21 protein-coding genes are annotated in these 18,640 nt (G+C 69.6%); 8 read left to right on the forward strand and 13 right to left on the reverse strand.

What is annotated here, in order from left to right:
• Positions 1–19: 19 nt before the first annotated feature.
• From ACWEF2_RS15690 to ACWEF2_RS15700, 3 genes are all read right to left on the reverse strand, one after another.
• A complete protein-coding gene (locus ACWEF2_RS15690; RefSeq protein WP_453815710.1) occupies positions 20–2,008 on the reverse strand; it encodes an acetoacetate--CoA ligase in 1,989 nt (662 codons plus the stop codon).
• Between the two features lie 439 nt (positions 2,009–2,447).
• Positions 2,448–2,666, reverse strand: coding sequence for a helix-turn-helix transcriptional regulator (locus ACWEF2_RS15695; RefSeq protein WP_453815712.1), 219 nt, complete (start codon positions 2,664–2,666; stop codon positions 2,448–2,450).
• 9 nt (positions 2,667–2,675) lie between these two features.
• Positions 2,676–3,134 carry a hypothetical protein gene (locus ACWEF2_RS15700; protein ID WP_453815714.1) on the reverse strand — a complete coding sequence of 153 codons (459 nt, stop codon included), beginning with the start codon at positions 3,132–3,134 and terminating at the stop codon, positions 2,676–2,678.
• 25 nt (positions 3,135–3,159) lie between these two features.
• Between ACWEF2_RS15700 and ACWEF2_RS15705 the strand changes: the two genes are divergently transcribed.
• The gene (locus ACWEF2_RS15705) at positions 3,160–4,404 is read left to right on the forward strand and encodes an alpha/beta hydrolase family protein (RefSeq protein ID WP_453815887.1); all 1,245 of its coding nucleotides are present in this window, start codon (positions 3,160–3,162) and stop codon (positions 4,402–4,404) included.
• Between the two features lie 141 nt (positions 4,405–4,545).
• Here ACWEF2_RS15705 and ACWEF2_RS15710 read toward each other — a convergent pair whose 3' ends face one another.
• The gene (locus ACWEF2_RS15710) at positions 4,546–6,120 is read right to left on the reverse strand and encodes an ABC transporter permease (RefSeq protein WP_453815716.1); all 1,575 of its coding nucleotides are present in this window, start codon (positions 6,118–6,120) and stop codon (positions 4,546–4,548) included.
• Complete coding sequence (locus ACWEF2_RS15715) at positions 6,117–7,001, reverse strand: ABC transporter ATP-binding protein (protein WP_453815718.1); 885 nt, start codon at positions 6,999–7,001, stop codon at positions 6,117–6,119. Before ACWEF2_RS15715 ends, ACWEF2_RS15710 begins: the two co-directional genes overlap by 4 nt.
• A 76-nt stretch (positions 7,002–7,077) precedes the next feature.
• Here ACWEF2_RS15715 and ACWEF2_RS15720 point away from each other — a divergent pair, with 76 nt between their 5' ends.
• A complete protein-coding gene (locus tag ACWEF2_RS15720) occupies positions 7,078–7,548 on the forward strand; it encodes a GbsR/MarR family transcriptional regulator (protein WP_453815721.1) in 471 nt (156 codons plus the stop codon).
• Between the two features lie 241 nt (positions 7,549–7,789).
• Here ACWEF2_RS15720 and ACWEF2_RS15725 read toward each other — a convergent pair whose 3' ends face one another.
• On the reverse strand, positions 7,790–8,524 hold the full coding sequence (locus tag ACWEF2_RS15725) for a Clp protease N-terminal domain-containing protein (RefSeq protein ID WP_355592033.1): 735 nt from the start codon (positions 8,522–8,524) through the stop codon (positions 7,790–7,792).
• Positions 8,525–8,724: 200 nt separating this feature from the next.
• On the opposite strand from ACWEF2_RS15725, the gene ACWEF2_RS15730 reads away from it, so the two are divergent.
• Complete coding sequence (locus ACWEF2_RS15730; RefSeq protein WP_453815724.1) at positions 8,725–9,735, forward strand: NAD-dependent epimerase/dehydratase family protein; 1,011 nt, start codon at positions 8,725–8,727, stop codon at positions 9,733–9,735.
• Here the strand turns inward: ACWEF2_RS15730 and ACWEF2_RS15735 are convergent.
• Positions 9,732–11,144: a hypothetical protein gene (locus ACWEF2_RS15735; protein WP_453815726.1), complete on the reverse strand. Its 1,413-nt coding sequence runs from the start codon at positions 11,142–11,144 to the stop codon at positions 9,732–9,734. The genes ACWEF2_RS15730 and ACWEF2_RS15735 overlap by 4 nt on opposite strands.
• 230 nt (positions 11,145–11,374) lie before the next feature.
• On the opposite strand from ACWEF2_RS15735, the gene ACWEF2_RS15740 reads away from it, so the two are divergent.
• The 3 genes from ACWEF2_RS15740 (at position 11,375) to ACWEF2_RS15750 (ending at position 13,061) form a co-directional block, all read left to right on the forward strand.
• The gene (locus tag ACWEF2_RS15740) at positions 11,375–11,725 is read left to right on the forward strand and encodes a hypothetical protein (RefSeq protein WP_453815728.1); all 351 of its coding nucleotides are present in this window, start codon (positions 11,375–11,377) and stop codon (positions 11,723–11,725) included.
• 426 nt (positions 11,726–12,151) lie between these two features.
• The gene (locus ACWEF2_RS15745) at positions 12,152–12,490 is read left to right on the forward strand and encodes a hypothetical protein (protein ID WP_453815730.1); all 339 of its coding nucleotides are present in this window, start codon (positions 12,152–12,154) and stop codon (positions 12,488–12,490) included.
• 214 nt (positions 12,491–12,704) lie between these two features.
• Positions 12,705–13,061 (forward strand): hypothetical protein, encoded by a 357-nt coding sequence (locus tag ACWEF2_RS15750; RefSeq protein ID WP_453815731.1) that lies wholly within the window; start codon positions 12,705–12,707, stop codon positions 13,059–13,061.
• 106 nt (positions 13,062–13,167) lie between these two features.
• On the opposite strand, the gene ACWEF2_RS15755 is transcribed toward ACWEF2_RS15750, so the two are convergent.
• From ACWEF2_RS15755 to ACWEF2_RS15770, 4 genes are all read right to left on the reverse strand, one after another.
• The gene (locus tag ACWEF2_RS15755; protein ID WP_453815889.1) at positions 13,168–13,887 is read right to left on the reverse strand and encodes an HAD family hydrolase; all 720 of its coding nucleotides are present in this window, start codon (positions 13,885–13,887) and stop codon (positions 13,168–13,170) included.
• A gap of 90 nt (positions 13,888–13,977) precedes the next feature.
• The gene (locus ACWEF2_RS15760) at positions 13,978–14,610 is read right to left on the reverse strand and encodes an HAD family hydrolase (RefSeq protein ID WP_453815732.1); all 633 of its coding nucleotides are present in this window, start codon (positions 14,608–14,610) and stop codon (positions 13,978–13,980) included.
• Positions 14,611–14,675: 65 nt separating this feature from the next.
• Positions 14,676–15,182: a DUF6912 family protein gene (locus ACWEF2_RS15765; RefSeq protein WP_453815891.1), complete on the reverse strand. Its 507-nt coding sequence runs from the start codon at positions 15,180–15,182 to the stop codon at positions 14,676–14,678.
• A 100-nt stretch (positions 15,183–15,282) separates the two neighbouring features.
• The gene (locus ACWEF2_RS15770) at positions 15,283–15,927 is read right to left on the reverse strand and encodes an HAD family hydrolase (protein WP_453815734.1); all 645 of its coding nucleotides are present in this window, start codon (positions 15,925–15,927) and stop codon (positions 15,283–15,285) included.
• Between the two features lie 81 nt (positions 15,928–16,008).
• On the opposite strand from ACWEF2_RS15770, the gene ACWEF2_RS15775 reads away from it, so the two are divergent.
• A complete protein-coding gene (locus tag ACWEF2_RS15775; RefSeq protein WP_453815893.1) occupies positions 16,009–17,211 on the forward strand; it encodes an acyl-CoA dehydrogenase family protein in 1,203 nt (400 codons plus the stop codon).
• Between the two features lie 415 nt (positions 17,212–17,626).
• On the opposite strand, the gene ACWEF2_RS15780 is transcribed toward ACWEF2_RS15775, so the two are convergent.
• Together ACWEF2_RS15780 and ACWEF2_RS15785 are read right to left on the reverse strand one after the other, a co-directional pair.
• On the reverse strand, positions 17,627–18,139 hold the full coding sequence (locus ACWEF2_RS15780; RefSeq protein ID WP_453815736.1) for a hypothetical protein: 513 nt from the start codon (positions 18,137–18,139) through the stop codon (positions 17,627–17,629).
• 3 nt (positions 18,140–18,142) lie between these two features.
• Positions 18,143–18,304 carry a hypothetical protein gene (locus ACWEF2_RS15785; RefSeq protein WP_453815737.1) on the reverse strand — a complete coding sequence of 54 codons (162 nt, stop codon included), beginning with the start codon at positions 18,302–18,304 and terminating at the stop codon, positions 18,143–18,145.
• Here ACWEF2_RS15785 and ACWEF2_RS15790 point away from each other — a divergent pair.
• Positions 18,303–18,590 (forward strand): hypothetical protein, encoded by a 288-nt coding sequence (locus ACWEF2_RS15790; RefSeq protein WP_453815739.1) that lies wholly within the window; start codon positions 18,303–18,305, stop codon positions 18,588–18,590. The genes ACWEF2_RS15785 and ACWEF2_RS15790 overlap by 2 nt on opposite strands.
• The last annotated feature ends 50 nt before the right edge of the window (positions 18,591–18,640 follow it).

The raw sequence follows: 18,640 nt of genomic DNA on the forward strand, positions 1-18,640 counted from the left end.
GCCTCTTCGACGCCGGACCTCAGCCCGGTGAGACGGGAGGCTCGGCCACCGGGGTGAAGTACGACAGAACCTCGGGGTTGGCCATGGCGTCGAGGTTGGCGGCCCGCTCGGGCGGGATGCCGAGGAGGATCTTACGGATGGGAACCTCCAGCTTCTTGCCGCTGAGAGTGCGGGGGATGCCGGGAACCTCGATGATCTCGTTCGGCACGTGGCGGGGGGAGAGTTCCCCCTTGAGCGCCTTGCGCAGACTCATGATCAGCCTCCCGGACAGGGGGACTCCCTCGACCATGGTGACGTAGAGCAGCAGGCGCCCCTCCTGGCCGAGCCGGCCGGTGTCGATCACCAGACTGTCGGCGATCTCCTCGAAGCGCTCGACCACGCGGTAGAACTCACTGGTCCCCATCCGGACACCGCCCCGGTTGAGCGTGGAGTCGGAGCGGCCGTAGATCACACAGCCGCCGTCGGGGAGGATCTTGATCCAGTCGCCGTGCCGCCAGACGCCCGGATAGTCGGCGAAGTAGCTCTCCCGGTATCTCGTCCCGCCGGGGTCGTTCCAGAACATGACCGGCATCGACGGCATGGGCACGGTCAGCACCAGCTCACCCACCTCGCCGATCACCGGCGTGCCCGACGGGTCGAACGACTCGACCTTGGCCCCCAGGCAGCGGCACGGGATGACGCCCGCACGGACCGGGAGCAGCGGAACCGCGCCGACGAAGCCGGTGCAGACGTCGGTGCCGCCGGAGAACGAGCCGAGTTGGACCTCCGGCAGCGCCTCGTGCACCCAGACGAACCCCTCGGGCGGCAGCGGCGAGCCGGTGGAGCCGAGACCGCGCAGCGCGGTGAGCCCGGAGGGCCGAAGCCCCGCCTTCATGGACGCGATGAGATACGGCGCGCCGGTCCCGAAGTAGGTGACCTCCTCCTCGGCGGCCAGCCGCCACAGCGCGTCGGTCTCCGGGTGGGTGGCCGCCCCGTCGTAGAGCAGCACCGCCGAACCCGTCAGCAGGCCGCCGATGAGATAGTTCCACATCATCCAGCCGGTCGTGGTGTACCAGAAGAAGACGTCGTCCTCGCCCAGGTCCTGGTGGAAGGAGAGCGCCTTGAGGTGCTCAAGCACCACACCACCGTGGCCGTGCACGATCGGCTTGGGCAGCCCGGTGGTGCCGGAGGAGTAGACGACCCAGAGCGGGTGGCCGAAGGGCACCGGCTCGAAGGCGAGCGGCCCGGCCGTGGCCCGCAGGTCGGCCCAGTCCACCGTACGGCCTCCGCCTGACGGCGGCCCGTCCCCGCCGGACGCCTCCCCCTCCCCCGATCCGCCGGAGACATCCGGCCCGGCCATCCGTACCCGCGCGACCAGACCCGGCAGCTTGGCGGCGATGTCCTGAACCACCTGGACCCGGTCGAACCACTTGCCGTTGTAGGCGTAGCCGTCCACCGCGATGAGCACCTTCGGCTCGATCTGGGTGAAACGGTCGATCACGCTGGGCGCGCCGAAGTCCGGCGAGCAGGAGGACCAGACGGCCCCCAGGGAGGCGGTGGCGAGGAAGGCGACGAGCGTCTCGGGCACGTTCGGCGCGTAGGCCGCGACCCGGTCCCCCCGGCCGACCCCCAGCCCGGCGAGCCCCACCCGGACCCGCGCGACCTCCTCGGCCAGCTCGCCCAGGGTGAGCGTACGGCGCCCGCCCGCCTCGTCACGGAAGATCACTGCCAGCCGGTCGGGGTCGTCGGCGGCCCGGCGCAGCGCGTTGGCCGCGTAGTTCAGCGTCGACCCGGCGAACCACTCGACGCCGGGCATCGTCCCGGACATGACGGGGCCGTCACCACGCTCCCCCACCACGCCGAAGTAGTCCCAGATCGACGTCCAGAACTCGGCCGGGGCCTCCACCGACCACTCCCACAGGGCCTGGTAGTCAACGGGCCGGCCGAGCCACTCCAGATAACGGGTGACGTTGGCCTTCTCCACGATCTCCGGAGTGGGCTCCCACAGCAGCGCGCCTTCCTCAACCATGGCCCCATCCTCTCGGCGCCCCACCGGAATGTCATCCCCCGGGGCCACACACCCCCGAAGCCCCCGATGTGGACCGGCCACGCAGGTTCCCCAACCCCAAACCACACCTCCGGCCGCCCTACCGATTGAGGGCTCAGCCATTGTCGCCCCCGATGGCACACTTTTGTGGACCTCCGGCTCCCTGCCCGGCCCGGTACACGATCTGAAGGCCCCCCGCCTCTGGTGCGGCATCCGCCGGCTGGAGGCCGCCGACCTGATCACGCTCGCCGACAAGGGCTACATCAGCTCAGGTCAGCACGTGCTCGTGCCGTACGGGAGCCGGGACAATCCACAGTCACAAAACCGCCCACACCAAGCTCCGTAGCCCCGGCGAACGCGCCGACGCGCAGGTGAAGGATCGGCACATCCTGCGGAAATCACACGGCCAGAAGACTCAATGTCAGGCCGGGTTGCCCGTCGTTTCCGCCCGGTCAGGATGGAAGATTTCCTCGATGGCCAGGCCGAAGACGTCGGCGATGGTGAACGCCAAGGGCAGGCTGGGGTCGTACCGCTCGGTTTCGATGGCGTTGATGGCCTGCCGGGAGACTTGGCACCGGTCGGCCAGGTCGGCCTGGCTCCACCGGCGAGCAGCACGCAGTTCGCGCAGTCGGTTCTTCATGGTGCGCGGTCACCGGTGCAAGCGGGTACGCAGGTCCGCGATCAGCAGCCAGGTCGCCACGCCACCGAGGAGGATCAACTGCGCGAGTTGATGGAGCCGGATGATGCCTGCGGCATCGAGCAGGGTGGCCACTTGCAGCCCTACGAGGACTGCGGCGAACGCGATGGCCATGCTCTCCAGCTGAATCCTGCGCAGGTATTCGTCCGCGCGCCGGAACGCCCGCAGCAGCACCCAGGCTATCGCGAGGGTGAACACGGCGGTGGTCGCGATCCACCAGGCCTTCTGGGCGGCGCTCTGATCGGGGGTGCTGCCCAGGGCCAGGGCGATCCCGCCCAAAGTGGCCACGGGTATGCCGTCGATGAGCACGGCGCGGCGGGCCGCACGTGTCACCTGGTCCTGCTGTACCTGCTCTGCCATGCGATGAATGTAAGGTGTCCCTTCCATGAAGTCAAGTGGCATTGACTTCATGGAAGGGAGACCTTACATTTTGGCGATGCCGAACGAGAGACGACTCCTGACCCGCCGAGCGCTGCTCGGTACCGCCGTGGCGTCAGCCATCGCTTCCGTCCCGGTGGCCACCGCGGCATTCGCCCGGTCGCGACCCGCCGCGGACTCGCCGGTCGCCGCCACCCCCACGCCGGCTCCGGTGCCGCTTACCCTGCCCGCGCCAACCGGTCCGCATCCCCTGGGCACGGTCTGGTTGCACCTGGTCGACCGGGCACGCGTCGACCCCTGGCGGGATTCCCGCCAGGCCCGTGAACTTATGATCCAGATCTGGTACCCGGCACGCGCGGCCCACGGCCACCCGGCCGCGCCGTGGATGTCACCCGGTGGCGCCACCTTCTTCGAGCAGGAACAGGGCATCCCCTCCGGCACGCTGCTGCTGCCGGCCACGCACGCCCGCCTGGCCGCACCGGTGGACCCCGGCCGGTGCGGGAGGCCGGTCGTCCTGTACTCGCCGGGCCTGCGCAGCGACCGCAGCCTCGGCACTGTTCTGATCGAGGAACTGACCAGCCACGGCTACCTGGTCGTGGCCATCGACCACACCTACGACGCCGACCAGGTCGAGTTTCCCGGCGGCCGGGTGGAAACCTTCGCCATAACCGGCGACATCGACGACACCCTGATCGCCAAGGCCCTCGCGGTGCGCACCGCGGACACCCGGTTCGTGCTGGACCGGCTCACCGCGCTCAACGCCGGACACAACGCCGACGCCGGACGGCGTCCCCTGCCACCCACCCTCGCCGGCGCGTTCGACCTGTCCCGCGTCGGCATGCTCGGCCACTCCCTCGGTGGCGCCACAGCCGCCGCGGCCATCCGCGCCGACCGGCGCCTGCGGGCCGGCGTCAACCTGGACGGCAGCCTTCTGCCGCCTGTCACCACGGGCACCGGGCGCCCCTTCCTTCTCTTCGGCAGCGACCCCGGCCCAGGTCCGGAGGATCCCAGCTGGGACCAGTTCTGGGCCGGCCAGTACGGCTGGAAACGCGAACTGGCCCTCATCGGCTCCACCCACACCTCATTCACCGACCTGGAAACGCTGCTACCCCAGGCCGCGCCCATCCTCGGGTTGACGCCCGGCCAGGTGACGCAGGCGATCGGCACCCTCGACCCGCACCGCGCCATCCACGCGCAACGCGCCTACGTACGAGCATTCTTCGACCTTCATCTACGCCACCTCGACAACCACCTGCTCCAGCGCCCCTCACCCCGCTACCCGCAGATCCGGTTCCTCCGATGAGGCACCGGCCGTCCCCACACCACGGTCACCCTTTCAGGCCTGCGGTGATCCCGGTCCTGGACCGACGACACCTCGGGCAGCCCCACCCGCCATCGAGGCCGGCGGCCCGGCACCCCGGCCCATCGTCCGGCGGGCGACCCGTCAGCCGACGTCGCGGCGGCGGAAGCCGTACAGGCCCGCGGCCACCAGCGCGGCGGCGATCGCCGTCAGCGCGAGCAGCGGCGACGCGGTCACCTCCCCGCCGGGAAGCTTGGGCAGGTGGCTGAAGGGCGACAGGTCCAGCAGCGTCTGGGGCAGGTCCAGCAACGCGCCGACCTGGCCGAACAGCAGGAACACCGCCAGCGCCGCCCATGCCCCGGCGACCAGCCTCGGCAGCAGGCCGAACAGCGCGACCGCCAGGGCGGCCAGGGACCACACCGCGGGCAGCTGCGCGAGCGTCGCGCCCAGCACCCTGGGCAGCTGACCGGCGAGGTCGTCGGCACTGACGCCGTAGGCGACCCCGACCGCCAATCCCAGGACCACCAGCACCACGACCGGGCCGAGCAGCGCGAACACCAGGTGGCTCGCCATCCAGCCGACCCTGCTCACCGCGACGGCCAGGATCGGCTCGGCGCGCATGAGCGTCTCCTCGGTGCGCATCCGCAGCGCGGCCTGTACGGCGTAGCCGGAGGCGCCGATACCGAAGATGCTCAGCACGCCCGCGATGAAGACGTCCGCCACGTTCGTGGTGCCGCCCAGCCTGGCCATCATCTCCATCAGCTGCCTGTTCTCGGCCATCGCGTCGGCCGCGGTCTTCGCCGCGCCGCCGATCACCAGGCCGAAGAGGACGAAGCCCGCGCTCCAGCCGAGCAGCGCCCCCCGGTGCAGCCGCCAGGCCAGCGCCAGCGGGGAGGCGAAGCCGGGGGCCGCCCGCGCCGGGCCGAGGCGCGGCGGCAGCAGACCCGCCGCGACGTCTCTCCGCCCGGCCAGGACGTAGGCGACGGACGACAGCACCACGAGCACCGCGAGCGACAGGGCCAGGGGCCACCAGACCTCACCGGCGAAGGGGCGCAGCTTCTGGCCCCAGCTGATCGGCGACAGCCAGGACAGCCCCGAGGCGCCGGTCGAGTCGCCCGCCATCCGCAGCAGGTAGGTGCCACCGAGCACCGAGAGGGCGATCGCGCGGGCGCCGCCCGCGCTCTCGGTCAGCTGCGCGGCGACCGCGCCCACGGCGGCGAACACCATGCCGACCGCGGCGTAGCCCAGGCCGGTGGCGATCGCGCCGGAGGCCGGGTACCCCTGCTTGGTGAAGGAGACCATGATGATCAGCGCGACGACCAGGTTGGCCGACGCCGTCACGATCAGCGCCGCCGACAGCCCCGCGTGCCGGCCGAGCACGGTGGAGCCGAGCAGCTCGCGGCGGCCGGCCTCCTCCTCCACCCGGGTGTGCCTGATCACCGTGAGCAGGCTGGCCAGGCCCAGCAGCACGGGGGTGAATCCGGCACGCCACACGCCCAGCGCGGCGGCGTTCCAGTGCGTGACCGGGCCGTAGAGCGCCTCAAGCGCCGGGCTGGCGAAGGAGGCGGCGAACTGCCGCAGCGCCTGATCGGTCGTGTAGAGCTTGGCGATGCCCGTGGTCTGGCTGATCGGCAGCACGGCCAGGATCAGCACCCAGAGCGGCATGATCACCCGGTCTCGGCGCAGGATCAGCCTGACGAGCGCGCCGGTGCCGGTCATCGGACCGGCTCACTCTGGTAGTGGCGCATGAACAGCTCTTCCAGGGTCGGCGGCCGGCTCGTGAGCGAGCGCACGCCGGAGTCCGACAGCTGCCGCAGCACCTCGTCCAGCCGGCCGGTGTCGACCTCGAAGTCCACCCGGTTGCCGTTGACGCGCAGTTTGTGGACGCCGCGCAGCCCGTTGGGCGGGGTGGCCAGCTCGGCGGTGATCGACGTGCGGGTCAGGTGGCGCAGCTCGGCCAGCGTGCCGGTCTCGACCGTACGGCCGTCGCGGATGATGCTCACCCGGTCGCACAGCTTCTCGACCTCGGCCAGGATGTGGCTGGAGAGCAGCACCGTACGGCCCTGCGCGCGGATCTCGGCGACGCAGTCGGTGAAGACCGCCTCCATCAGCGGGTCCAGGCCGGAGGTGGGCTCGTCCAGCAGCAGCAGCTCCACGTCGGAGGCGAGCGCGGCGACCAGGGCGACCTTCTGCCGGTTACCCTTGGAGTAGGCCCGCCCCTTCTTCCTCGGGTCCAGGTCGAACCGCTCGATCAGCTCCTTCTTGCGGGCCTCGTTGAACCCTCCGCGCAGCCGCCCGAGCAGGTCGATGACCTCGCCACCCGACAGGTTGGGCCAGAGGGTGACGTCGCCGGGCACGTAGGCCAGACGACGATGGAGCTCGACGGCGTCCTTCCAGGGATCGCCGCCCAGCAGGCGAACCGTGCCGGAGTCGGCCCGGAGCAGGCCGAGCAGGACGCGGATCGTGGTCGACTTTCCGGCGCCGTTCGGGCCCAGGAAGCCATGCACTTCGCCAGGCTGGACCTCAAGGTCCAGGCCGTCCAGTGCGCGTGTCCGGCCGAAGTTCTTCGTCACGCCGGACACGGAGATGACGTTACTCATGCTTTAGACTGTACAGAGACTTCAGACGCACGTGAAAGTAATAAATACGGATTCTTGACGCCCGGGAGGTGGATCGATGCGAGACGAGGAGGCCGTGCGCCAGTTCGTGGAGCGTATGAGCCGGCAGCTGTCCGATTGGGGGTTCCCGCCGATGGCGGCCCGCGTGCTGTTCGCCGTGATGACCGCGGAGGAGGACTCGCTCAGCGCCCTCGATCTGGCCGAGCGGCTCGACGTCAGCTCCGGCGCCGTCTCCGGCGCCGTACGGTATCTCACCGACAGCGGCCTGCTCCGCCGGGAGCCGGTGCCCGGCTCCCGGCGCGACCTCTACCGCCTGGCCAACGAGACCTGGTGGGAGGCCAGCCTCACCAAGATGAACCGGCTCAAGACCATCGCCGACGCCGCCGACGAGGGGGTGTCCGCCCTCGGCGGCCCCGACACCCGCTCCGGCCGCGCCATAGCCGAGATGCGTGACTTCTTCATCTTCTGCCATGACGAGGTCCCGCTGTTGATGGAGAAATGGCGGGAACGACAGGCCGCCCAGGACTGACACTCCGCGAAACCGCCCGACACCACCACGCGCACCCCGTCCGGCCCCACCCGAAACCGGATCGGGGCACGCGGGCCCGTCGACGGGCGGGACGGCGGCGACCTGGTGGATGAGAACGACCGCACCCGGGATCCCCAAGGGCCATGGCCGGATACCTGAGGTCGATCTCTTATCTCGTACGGCTATCCCTTACGGCGCCATCCGAGGTCGGCTGGCCGCGACCAGGCCGCTGAGGGTACCGCTACCCCCGGGCCGCGAGGATGGCGGCCAGGGCGGCGGTGATGTTGGCCTCGGCGGTCGCCTTGTCGACACCGAGGCCGGCGAGCACGCCCGCGCCGTCTTCGAGTTCCAGCAGTGCGAGCAGGATGTGCTCGGTCCCGACGTAGTTGTGCCCCATCCGCAGGGCCTCCCGGAACGTGAGTTCCAGCGCCTTCCGTGACCCCGAGTCGTACGGAATGACCTCGGGCACCTGATCCGCCGCCGGCGGCAGCGTCGCGGCCACGGCCTGCCGGACGGTCTCCAGTGACACGCCCTGCGCGACGATCGCCTTCGCGGCAAGCGCGTCCGGCTCGCTCAGCAGCCCCAGTGCCAGGTGCTCGGGGCGGACCTCGCTGTTGCTCGCCGCGTGAGCCTCGTTGTGCGCCGCCATGACGACGTTCCTCGCCCGCGGGGTGAACCGGCTGAACCCCTGGCTGGGATCGAGGTCCGACACCTCGCCGGGCCCCTTGGGGACGAAGCGCTTCTGAGCCGCCTGCTTGGTGACCCCCATGCTCCTGCCGATGTCGGTCCAGGACGCGCCCGAGCGTCGCGCCTGGTCGACGAAGTGGCCGATCAGATGGTCGGCCACGTCGCCGAGGTGGTCCGCGGCGATGACCGCGTCGGAGAGCTGGTCAAGGGCGTCGGAGTGCGCCTTCTTGATGGCCTCGATCAGGTCGTCGAGGCGGATGGGATGCGTCCTGCGCGTTGGATCCGTCATGCGTCAACCATAGGTTGACGATCCACGTATCGTCAACCTCAGGTTGACGATACGTGGATCACGCCACCCCGACGGCTTATCCCCGCCTTCCGGCCAAGCACCGATGCGCGAAGCCTCTCCGAACGTTTCACCGCGAAACGGCAGACCGAACTTCTTAGCAAGGCTCGTCCCGGACCCGGCCCTGCGCCAGGATCGATCTCATGCGACTTCTCATCCTGGGTGGCACAAAGTTCCTCGGGCGGGTCATCGCCGAGCAGGCACTGTGGCGTGGCCACGACGTGACAACGTTCAACCGTGGCCGGTCCGGCGACGACGTGCCGGGCGTTACGGCGATCCGTGGAGACCGCAGCAGCGCCAAGGACCTGGTGGCGCTCGCCGTACGCGGCCCGTGGGACGTGGTGATCGACACCAGCGGCATGACCCCGGGCCTTGTGGAGGGCTCCGCCCACGCCCTGGCCGACGCCGTCGACCGGTATGTGTTCGTCTCGACGGTCAACGTCTACAAGGGGTGGCCCGTTGAGCCACTGGACGACACCTCTCCTGTCCGCGAGTACACCCCCGAAGGTCCGGAGGGGGAGAATGACGCCGACGGGTACGGCCGTCTCAAGGTCGGATGCGAGCTGGCCGTCACCACCGTCTTCGGCGACAGGGCCACGCTGCTGCGTCCCGGGGTCATCATCGGCCCGTACGAATATGTGGGTCGTCTGCCGTGGTGGCTGTCGCGTATCCAGGCCGGTGGCCATGTTCTCGCCCCCGGCGCATCCACCTGGAAGATCCAGCCGATCGACGTGCGCGACGTCGCGGCCTTCGCCCTGGACGCCGCCGAGCGGAGTCTTGGCGGGACGTTCAACGTGACGGCCCCGGTCGGTCACGCCACATTCGGCGAGTTCCTGGCCGCGTGCCGGGAAGTGACGGGCAGTGGCGCCGACCTCGTCTGGGTCGATGACACCTTCCTCCGTGAACACGGCGTTCCCGAATGGGTTGGCCTGCCCATGTGGCGGGATTACGAGGGGACCTGGCAGGTGGACGCGGAGCGTGCCCGCCGGGCGGGTCTGCTGTGCCGTCCCCTGGCCGAGACCGTCGCCGACACCTACACCTGGCTGAGCACCGGCGTACGGATCTCCTCCGAACGCTTCACCGAACTGGGCATCACCCTGGAACGGGAAACCGAACTCCTCACCGCATGGGACGCCCGCCAAGCTGGCGATTAGTGCTCTCCGGGGGGTAGCACCCGCGCGGTGGACGTGGCGGCGAACTGGAGCACCGCCTCCGTCAACTCATGGACAGCCCGAGTCGGTTCGCCAACCGCGAGTTCTCCCCGGATGCTTTTCAAGCGGTGCAGTACCGGATAGGTCCGCATGTCGGTCGGCAGAGCGAAAACCGGCTGCAAGGTTTCGTGGGTGGCGGTTACATCACCGCCCAATAGCCGGGCCGTACCCATGTCCAGCAAGATCGTCGCTTCTACGACGGCCGAGCGCTGCTCGGGCGGTACAGCCCGCGACATCGTGAGTGCTCGCTCGGAGTGCGCGAGGATCTTCTCAGTTAGCCGGACCAGCATTCCCGAATCCAGATCATCGCGCCGCCGCTGAATCAGTTCGACCAGGGCCGTGGACGCGCACCGCTCCTCCCTCATCCGATCCCACTGGAAGACACCACCGACCACGCTGAGGTCGTCTTCCCCGACTGCTGATGCCCGCGCCTCCTGCGCGGCCCGCACTGCCAGAACCGTCTGCTGTGCATCGCCCAAGTGAGACCAGGTACGCGCCTTGATGCTCCACAGCCGGGCCGCGGCCAAACCGGTCGGACGATGGTCTTCACCGCGACGGACCGCGATCAGAGCTCGTTGCGGGCTGTCGTCCCAGTAGGCGGCGGTCGCCTGCATGCCACGCGCCCATGTCATGAGCTCCACATGTCCGATGTTGCTGGCATGAGTCCATGCCGCTCGGGTGTGGTCAGCAGCCTGCCGGTGCTCGCCAAGGTCGATAGCGGCCTCCGCAAGCAGTAAACCCAGTAACGCGTTCAGGAAGGACAGATCACGGATCTGGCCCGGCTGACGCGTCTCACGAGACTTTTCCTCCACCCGCGTCCGTAACTCCATGATCCGAGGGAACATCGATATAGGAGATCGACATAAGTAAGTCCGAGCCAGGTGGTACACGTCCGCTTCAAGCTGTTCCATAGTGGCTCGGCCGAGCATCGTCTCCGCATCGGCAGCGGATACACGGGATTCTTCAGCAGCAGACATCATCAACTCACGCAAACTCGTAGAAGTGGGTTGGCAGTTGGCCTTAGGAGAGGTCTCGAACGTCGTAGGAATGGCGCCCAAGACAGAAGGAACATCGATCATGTCCGGGACATCCTGATGCGGTACGACTGCTTTTCGAAACAGGCTCCGGACCGATACCTGGAACATCTCCTCCAGCACGCGACACGCATCCGGCTGTGGCCGACTCACCACCTTTCCGGCCAGCCACCGCCCGTACTGCTTACGGGTGATGCTCACTGTACGCAGGCCAATCCGTCGAGCAGCTAGCTGATAGGCGGCAAGAAACGCCGAGTACGGCAGTATGTCCCGCTTTTGAACAAGCTGCTTCAGATAGGTTTCCTGCTCCTGCTCCACCGCGATAACCAGCCTTTCCGGCGGATGGCGTCACCCGCACAGTAAGCGGACATCCGCAATCACGGAAGCCGTTCACTCAACATGTCCAAGATGTCTTATCCGATGTCCCGTCCATGTCTCACGCATGTCCCGCCGCCTCAAGGGAAGTCACTATCGGCGACCTGGCAATGTCTCTGGGGAACCAGAGATGCTCAATACGAACCCACTGCCAAGCATCCAAGGGTCCCTTGATGAGCGAAGAGGTCACATGCGATCCTCCACAGATCACCTTCACCCGACATTCCCCGGCCACTGAGATCGCCGCGCAACTCCAAATCGCGCTGCTAAACAAACACGACGTAATGGCCGACGTGTTTCCTCTTGCCTCCGGTCGTGTCGCGGTCTCGGTCGCTCGTGACGTGGTCGTCCGTACCGACGGCGAGTTCATCTGGTGGACGATCCAGGGGCCCGGCCGCCGTAGCAGACCCCGGCTGGCGCTGTACCGCACCCCACACCTGGCCGCCGAACGGCTCGCCAGGCAGCTGGCCGCCCAGCCGCCCCCGGACGAGGCCCCGGAGTATCGCGACGCGCTTCCCCAGTGACCACCGCTCGTCGCCACCCCCGAATGGATCCAGGCCCCGGACCACGGTGACCGGCCGGTGAGGTGACAGCCGTACGGCTGTCGCCTCCCCCTCGTCCCCGGACGCCAGGTGATCGCGGCCTGGTCCTCCGGATCACCTGACAGCCCGTCTCCAGACCGCCGGCCTCCGTACCCCGGCCATAGACCTGCGGCGGGCCCCATCCGCCGTCGTGACCCCTGCCCGCTTCCCCGGCACGAAGGCAGGGGGCCACAGCGGAGGCCCGCCGCTCCCGGTGGCCCCGGGAACACCCCACCCCCGCCCAGCCGACAAAAAGGGAGAACCGGGCGGATGCTCCCGGGGCCACACCCCCCATCGGCAACGAAGCCGACCGCCCCTCACCCCCAGCACCACCGCTCAGCCCTCACCGCATCGGCAAAGGAGCCGACCGTGATCCCCTTCCCACTTCCCCCGGCAGCCCCACCCCACGCGGCCCTCCACCGGCCGCGCGCCACCGCCGTCGCAGCCGTCGGCCGCCTGCAACAGGCCCTGCACCACAACGGCGTCCACACCTCCACCGCCTACGACGACGGCCTGCCCCGCCTGCACGTCAAAAACGACCTCACCATCTGGACCGACCCCACCGGCCACACCTTCTTCTGGTCCGCCCACCCCGGCGAACGCGCCGAACACGCCCCCGCCACCCAGGTCGACCAGATCGCCGTCCACATCGCCAACCGCCTCACCACGACCCACACGACCGGCACGACGGCGAACCCCACGCGATAAGACCGGCGCGGCGGCCCGGCGGGAAACCGGCCCAGTGGGGGGCCACCTCCCACCACCGTCGCCGCGCCCCCTTTCCGCGCGCCCCAGGGACACCGAAAGGACGGGACACGCGGAAAGAACAGGTGCGGGCCGGTCCCAGGGGTGGCACTCAACCGGCCCGCACCACCCCACCACCCCACAGAAAACCAGCCCCCGCCCGATCACCGGAGAGGCCATGCCCGCCCCCGACACCCCCACCCCCAGTCACGGCCCCGACCTCACCCCCGGCCCCGCCCCTGGTTCGGGCCTCGGGCCCGGCTCGGCCGACACCGCCCGCGACCTGGAGGCCCGCAACCCCGGCTGGGCCATCCTCTGGCGCCCCTGGGCCCGCCGCTACTGGGCCTTCCCCTGCTGGATCACCACCCACCCCGAACCCATCGAAACCCGAAACCCCCACGACCTCATCAACCTCATCCAGCAGACCGAACTCCACCACCCACCACCCGGCGGCCCCCGCCACCCACCCCCCTACCAGCACAACCAGCACAACCAGCACAACCAGCACCAAGGCAGCCGACCCTCAGCGACGTGAAAACCGCCAGTACGTCTGGCTGGGCGACCCTGACGGGCCGAGATGGAACCTTCCAGCCTGAACGGCCCACTAGGGAATGGCGGGTTCGGGGTGTGAACGGGGGGCGTCAGCTCTGCCGGGCTCGGGCCGGGGTGGTGAGGCCGGCGACGGCGGCGACGACCTCGGACGGGTTGGAGAGGTCGGGGAGGATCACGTCGGCGCCCGCGTCGCGGAGGGCGGCCGGGAGGGAGCGGCCGGACGCCACCGCGATCATCGACGCTCCGGCGATCTTGGCGGCCTGGACGTCCCTGGCCGAGTCGCCGATCATCACGGTGTTGCTCCCGTCGAAGATCGCGCCGTACTTCTTCCCGGCCCGGCCCTGGGCGACCTGGAGCAGGGTGGCCTTGGGGTAGACCTCCTCGCCGTATCCGCCCACCTCGAAGTCGATGTGCCTGTCGAGGCCGAAGGCGGTCAGCTTGTGCACGGCGTTGCCCTTGATGGTGCCGGTGAGCACCGACTGAACCGCGCCGTCGAGTCTCGCCACGGCCTTGAGCGCCTCCACCGCGCCGGACATCATCCGCCCCTCCTTGGCCAGGCGTTTGCGGCGGGCGCCGAACGCCTCGGCCAGCGCGTCCAGGAACTTGGGGAGGTGGGCGTCCTCGGCGACGATCCCGTTGATGGCGAGCATCTCGAAGACGATCTCCGAGTCCGGGCGGCCGTTGTGCTGGGTCAGCTTGACCAGGGGGCGCCCGGTGACCTGGCGGAAGGCGTCGGCGTACGCCTCGCGGGCGACGATGGACACGTCGACCAGCGTGAGATCGACGTTCCAGAGAACGAGACGGCTAATCGTGGCCTCCGGAAATGGGGGTGGATGCCCAGAGTACGGCTACCGCCGCCCGCCGACGGCCGTCAACGGCGAAACCGTCACGGTCGAGGGTCAGGCGTGGTCGAGGGCGTTGGCGAGGGTGTCCACGACCGGGACGCCGAACGCCGCGAGGTCGGTCCGGCTGGTCATGCCACCGGTGTAGAGGACGGCCCGCGCCCCGACGTGCTGGGCGGCGTGCGCGTCGTCCACGCTGTCGCCGATCACGAGCACGTCGGCGGGGTCCACCCCCAGTGTCGCGATGTGCTCCACCATCGACTCGGCCTTGTGGCCTCCGGAGGCGCTGCGCAGCCCGTCGACCCGGGTGAAGTAGTGGTCGATGCCGAACTCGGCGACCTTGGGCACCAGCCGTTCGTGCGCCCACATGGAGAGCAGCGACTGCCCGCCCTCCGCCGCCCGCCATGCCTCCAGCGCGGAGAGCGCGTCAGCGGCGAGGCCGCACTCCAGCATCAGCCGGTGGTAGTTGTCGTGGAAGCCGACGTCCAGTCTCTCCCACTCGCCGTCGAGGAGCGAGCGGCCGAGCATGCGCTCGTAGGCCGCCCAGATCGGGCGGGTGTAGACCGCGCGGAAGCCGTCGACGTCGTAGGAGCCGAGCCCGTAGGGCTCGAAGACCGCGTTGGTCGCGCCCACCACGGCGTCGATGTCGTGGAAGAGGGTGCCGTTCCAGTCCCAAACGATGTGTCTCATGTCGTCCTCAAGGGTAACCAGCCCGCCCCACGGCGTGAACACCCGTGAGGCGGGTCCGGGGCCCCTCAGCCGATCAGGTCTGATATCTCCTGGGTGGCGTACCAGAGCAGCTCGTTGGCCTCGGCGCCGTCCACGGCGAACCGGGCGTCGTCGTCGCCCCGGTCGGCTGCGGGCAGCGCGGCGACGGCGGCCTCGACGTCCTCCATCGCGGCCACCTCGTCCACGTGGACCGCGGCGACCTTGCTCAGCGGGACCGCGGCGGCCAGCCGGACCCGGGCGCGTTCCTCCAGGTCGGCGCCGACGGTCACGTCCGTGTCGGCCACGTCGGCGGCGATCACCACCCGGCGGGCGGGCGCCTCGATCCCGTCGGCCCGGTCGTCGGCCAGCATTCGCAGGGAAGCCCTGGCCGCCTCGGTCAGGGCGACGTACTCCAGTTCCTCGGTGTCACCCGAGGCGTACCACTCGGTCAACGCGGGGGTCACCGCGTAGCCGGTCAGCGGGGCCGGGCCGAGCTCCCCCACGGTGACCACGCGGGCCAGCGCCGGGAGCGTGCACGGCAGGTAGACGCGCATCGATGCCTCGATCTGTTTCTCCGACATCGGCGCCGGTTCGGCGCCGATCACCCATCGAGTGTGCCAGCCCTGCGGACTCCGCCGCGAGAAGCCTGGAGGGTCAGCGCAGCGGCATGCCGAAGAGCCCCTCCAGCTCGGTGATGGTCAGGTCGGGGTCGCGGTGGTGCACGCCGACGATGCCGAAGGCGCGAGCGGCCGTGATGTTGGCCTCGATGTCGTCGATGAACACGCACTCGGGCCCGGTCAGGCCCACCTCGCCGAGCGCGTGCTCGAAGATCCTCGGCTCCGGCTTGCGCATGCCGACCTCCCCCGAGATCACGACCGCGTCGAAGAGGTCCTCCCAGTCGTGGCGGGGATACTCGTTGTCCCACGAGTTGGAGAGCAGGCAGGTCCGCAGCCCGGCGGCACGGGCCTCGCGGAGCATGCCGTACATCGGCTCGACCCGCTGGAACCCGGCGAACATCCTGGTCAGCAGCCCTTCGGCGATCGGCGGCACACCGTCCACGGTGACCAGCCTGGCGGCCAGGTCGCGCTCGAACTCCAGCCCGGAGATCTCGCCGCGCTCCAGCGCGTGGATGCCGTTCTCTCCTTGCTCCGAGCCCCGGTAGGCGTGGGCGATGAGTTCGCGCATCACCTCGTGGTAGCGGACGGCGTTGATCCGGTCGGCGACGATCCATTCGGCGATCGCCTCGGACATGCTCGTGGTGAGCACCCCGGCCCAGTCGATCAGCACGCCCTTGTACATCTCGTCTCCTTCATGAAACCCGTTACAGGTTAGGCATGGCCGATGAGCACCCCGGCCAGGGGTGGTGCGAAACTGGCGGCCATGGACTTCGCGCTCAGCACCAAGGCGGAGGAATACCTCGCCAACCTGATCGACTTCATGGCCTCCCATGTATATCCGGCGGAGCCGATCTACCACGAGTGGCGGCTGACCAGGGGGCACCACAACCACGATCTTCCCCCGGTCGTCGAGGAGCTCAAGTCCGAGGCCCGCTCGCGCGGTCTGTGGAACCTGTTTCTGCCCGATGAGTCGGGCATGTCGGTGCTCGACTACGCCAGCCTGGCCGAGGTCACGGGCCGTTCCATCGATCTGGCCCCCGAGGCGCTGAACTGTGCCGCTCCGGACACCGGGAACATGGAACTCCTGCACATGTTCGGTTCGCCCGAGCAGCGGTCCCGCTGGCTTGAGCCGTTGCTCGCCGGTGAGATCCGCTCGGCGTTCGCGATGACCGAGCCCGGGGTGGCCTCCAGCGACGCGACCAACATCTCCACCTCCATCACCCGTGACGGCGCCGAGTACGTGATCAACGGCCGTAAGTGGTTCATCACCGGCGCGGCCGATCCGCGCTGCGAGATCATGGTCGTGATGGGCAAGACCGACCCCGACGCGCCCGCGCACCGCCGGCAGTCGATGATCCTGGTCCCGATGGACACCCCGGGCGTGGAGGTGGTCCGCCATCTGCCGATCTTCGGATACCAGGAGCAGCACGGCCACTCCGAGATCGTCTTCACCGACGTACGGGTGCCCGCCTCGAACCTGATCGCGAAGGAGGGCGACGGCTTCCGCATCGCCCAGGCCCGTCTGGGCCCCGGGCGGATCCACCACTGCATGCGTGCCGTCGGCATGGCCGAGCGCGCCCTGGAGCTGATGTGCGTCCGCGCCGCCAACCGCGTGGCCTTCGGCAAGACCCTCGCCCAGCAGGGCGTCGTGCAGCAGCAGATCGCCGAGTCCCGGGTGGCCATCGAGCAGGCCCGGCTGCTCACCCTGAAGGCCGCCTGGCTGATCGACACCGTCGGCGCCAAGGCCGCCGCGGCCGAGATCTCGGCCATCAAGGTCGTCGCCCCCCGGATGGCCTGCGAGGTCATCGACCGCGCCATCCAGGTCCACGGTGGCATGGGGGTCTGCGACGACGTCCCGCTCGCCATGATGTACGCCCAGGCCCGCGCGATGCGCATCTTCGACGGCCCCGACGAGGTGCACATCCGCGCCGTGGCCCGCCGCGAGCTCAAGCCCTACCTCTCCTGATCATCCGGCCCCCGCCTCTCCTCCCGGCCGCCCCGGCGGCGCTTTTTCGGCCTCTTCCCCACACTTTCGCCGTCCCCTGACCGGCCTCGGCCTTGGCCCCTTCTCACCGGCCGGTGCCCGCTTCCGGCCGTGGCCCCGACCGCTTCCGGCGACAGCTCTCCGGGCGGTTCCCCGCCTACTGTTCCGCCCTCCTTTACGGTGACGTTCCGTATGGGATCAGACACTCAAAGAGAGAGAGTTTTCTGCCTCTGTGTCCGATTCTAAGGTTGGGACGAGTTTCAGGACTCCGGTTCGAGGAAGATTATGAAGATGGCCCCAAAGCCAGAGAACAGCACGTGAGAGGTGGTTCACACCGCTCACGGGCACCACTTGAACCGATTCCTCGACTCCTGTGAGGAGGGGCCATGACCGTAAGTCAGACGGTTCGCGAGAGGCGCGGCCGTACGACGTCGAAGTCCACCACGTCCGCCGAGCCGAGATCCACGGCTCGGAAGCCGGCCACGCGGAGAACCACGGCCAAGACGGCCGGGACGGAGAAGGCCGGCGCCGGAACGGCCACCGCGAGAAGAGTCGCCGCCGGAACGGCCGCGGCCGGAAAGACCACCGCGGGAAAGGCGACCGCCAGGACGACCACCGCGAGGAAGACCACCGCGGGGGCGGCCTCGGCCAGGGCCGGGACGGCCACCACGAAGAAGGCCACGGCCGGAGCGGCCACCGCGAGAAAGACCGCCACCGGGACGACCACCGCCCGGAAGGCCGCCACCGGAGCCGCCGCGGCGAAGAAGACCGCCACCGGGGCGGCGAGGGCGGGGGCGGCCGCCGCGAAGAAGGCCACGGCCGGAGCGGCCAGGGCGGTCACGGGTACGGCACGGAGCGCGGCACGGACCACGACCCGGCGGGCGACCACCGCGCAGCAGAGGGCCACCACACGTCAACGGGCCACCACCGCACAGCAGCGGAACACCGCGCGCAAGGCCGAGAGGCCCACCGCGCAGAAGCCTCCGGCGGGGACGGTCGCCACACGCACGGCCGCGGAGCAGCGGTTCGCGGAGAACGGGCACGACGGCGCCTCGCTCACGCTGAACCTGCCCATGCTGACCGTCCAGCTACGGCCTCCGCACCTTCATCTGCCGCACGTCAACCGGCAGGAGGCCGGCCAGGCGGTCGACGTCGCCAAGTCGTTCCTGCCACCGGCTGAGCGCATGGTCTACTACGGAGGCCTCGGCGCGCTCGCGGTGGTGGGGCTGATCGAGTGGCCGGTGGCAGCCGCCATCGGGATCGGCACGATGATCGCCCAGCGTGCCCGGCGGAAGGATCGCCCCACGCGGCCGGTCTCCCGGACAGCGGGCGTCACGGACCACGCGGGCGCGTCCCGTTGATCGCGGGCACGGTGACGTGCCCGCTCGGAGAGGTGTCGGGGTGTGCTGCG

The sequence above is a fragment of the Streptosporangium sp. NPDC004631 genome (assembly GCF_053601935.1).

What these genes read in the sequence shown, in the direction of transcription:
- ACWEF2_RS15785 (WP_453815737.1), bottom strand. Translation starts at nt 18,304, where the DNA reads ATGGGCAGGTTCAGCGTGAGCGAGGCGCCGTCGTGCCCGTTCTCCGCG.
- ACWEF2_RS15715 (WP_453815718.1), bottom strand. Translation starts at nt 7,001, where the DNA reads ATGAGTAACGTCATCTCCGTGTCCGGCGTGACGAAGAACTTCGGCCGG.
- ACWEF2_RS15775 (WP_453815893.1), top strand. Translation starts at nt 16,009, where the DNA reads ATGGACTTCGCGCTCAGCACCAAGGCGGAGGAATACCTCGCCAACCTG.
- ACWEF2_RS15740 (WP_453815728.1), top strand. Translation starts at nt 11,375, where the DNA reads ATGAGCGAAGAGGTCACATGCGATCCTCCACAGATCACCTTCACCCGA.
- ACWEF2_RS15720 (WP_453815721.1), top strand. Translation starts at nt 7,078, where the DNA reads ATGCGAGACGAGGAGGCCGTGCGCCAGTTCGTGGAGCGTATGAGCCGG.
- ACWEF2_RS15695 (WP_453815712.1), bottom strand. Translation starts at nt 2,666, where the DNA reads ATGAAGAACCGACTGCGCGAACTGCGTGCTGCTCGCCGGTGGAGCCAG.
- ACWEF2_RS15705 (WP_453815887.1), top strand. Translation starts at nt 3,160, where the DNA reads ATGCCGAACGAGAGACGACTCCTGACCCGCCGAGCGCTGCTCGGTACC.
- ACWEF2_RS15750 (WP_453815731.1), top strand. Translation starts at nt 12,705, where the DNA reads ATGCCCGCCCCCGACACCCCCACCCCCAGTCACGGCCCCGACCTCACC.
- ACWEF2_RS15765 (WP_453815891.1), bottom strand. Translation starts at nt 15,182, where the DNA reads ATGCGCGTCTACCTGCCGTGCACGCTCCCGGCGCTGGCCCGCGTGGTC.
- ACWEF2_RS15730 (WP_453815724.1), top strand. Translation starts at nt 8,725, where the DNA reads ATGCGACTTCTCATCCTGGGTGGCACAAAGTTCCTCGGGCGGGTCATC.
- ACWEF2_RS15770 (WP_453815734.1), bottom strand. Translation starts at nt 15,927, where the DNA reads ATGTACAAGGGCGTGCTGATCGACTGGGCCGGGGTGCTCACCACGAGC.
- ACWEF2_RS15700 (WP_453815714.1), bottom strand. Translation starts at nt 3,134, where the DNA reads ATGAAGTCAATGCCACTTGACTTCATGGAAGGGACACCTTACATTCAT.
- ACWEF2_RS15690 (WP_453815710.1), bottom strand. Translation starts at nt 2,008, where the DNA reads ATGGTTGAGGAAGGCGCGCTGCTGTGGGAGCCCACTCCGGAGATCGTG.
- ACWEF2_RS15790 (WP_453815739.1), top strand. Translation starts at nt 18,303, where the DNA reads ATGCTGACCGTCCAGCTACGGCCTCCGCACCTTCATCTGCCGCACGTC.
- ACWEF2_RS15725 (WP_355592033.1), bottom strand. Translation starts at nt 8,524, where the DNA reads ATGACGGATCCAACGCGCAGGACGCATCCCATCCGCCTCGACGACCTG.
- ACWEF2_RS15760 (WP_453815732.1), bottom strand. Translation starts at nt 14,610, where the DNA reads ATGAGACACATCGTTTGGGACTGGAACGGCACCCTCTTCCACGACATC.
- ACWEF2_RS15710 (WP_453815716.1), bottom strand. Translation starts at nt 6,120, where the DNA reads ATGACCGGCACCGGCGCGCTCGTCAGGCTGATCCTGCGCCGAGACCGG.